The organism is Corallococcus sp. CA054B, assembly GCF_003611625.1.
In the GTDB taxonomy this organism is placed as follows: Bacteria; Myxococcota; Myxococcia; order Myxococcales; family Myxococcaceae; genus Corallococcus; species Corallococcus coralloides.
The window spans coordinates 1-434 of sequence record NZ_RAVY01000436.1; the positions used below are offsets into that span (position 1 = coordinate 1).

Annotated in this window: 2 protein-coding genes; both read right to left on the reverse strand. The window is 70.3% G+C overall.

Annotated elements, in window-relative coordinates:
- The coding region (locus tag D7V80_RS41205) for a GDSL-type esterase/lipase family protein (protein WP_233586112.1) at positions 1 to 214 on the reverse strand (214 nt) is incomplete at its 3' end.
- A gap of 80 nt (positions 215 to 294) precedes the next feature.
- Complete coding sequence (locus D7V80_RS44080; RefSeq protein WP_370452646.1) at positions 295 to 417, reverse strand: hypothetical protein; 123 nt, start codon at positions 415 to 417, stop codon at positions 295 to 297.
- Positions 418 to 434: the final 17 nt, after the last annotated feature.

Below are 434 nucleotides of genomic sequence, written 5' to 3' on the forward strand. Positions count from 1 at the left end.
GGTCGGGCCTGGCCGTGAGGCGCATCAGCACCCGGTTGAGGCGGGCGAGGCCGTCGGCGGTGGTATCCCCGGAGACGCCGGCATTATCGACGGTGACCGCCATGTCGCCGGCGCGCAGCGCGTCCTCAAGCTGCGCGGCGAACGATTCGCGCGGGCAGAGGCCATAGCCGGCGGTGAGACTGTCGCCGAAGGCGAGGATCAGGCGGTCCCTCATCCGCCTGCAACCGGCGACGGCGACTTGCGATCCATTCGCTCGATCTTCATGCTGAATTCGTTCGCGGTCCGCCGGATCCTTCAGGCGGCCAGCCGCAGGAGGTTGCGGCCCGCGGCCTTGGCCTTGTACAGTGCGGCGTCCGCCTCGGCGAGCAATTGCGCGGGGGTCGTGTCGGGCCGGCGGACGGCGATGCCACCGCTGATCGTGACATGTACCGCCG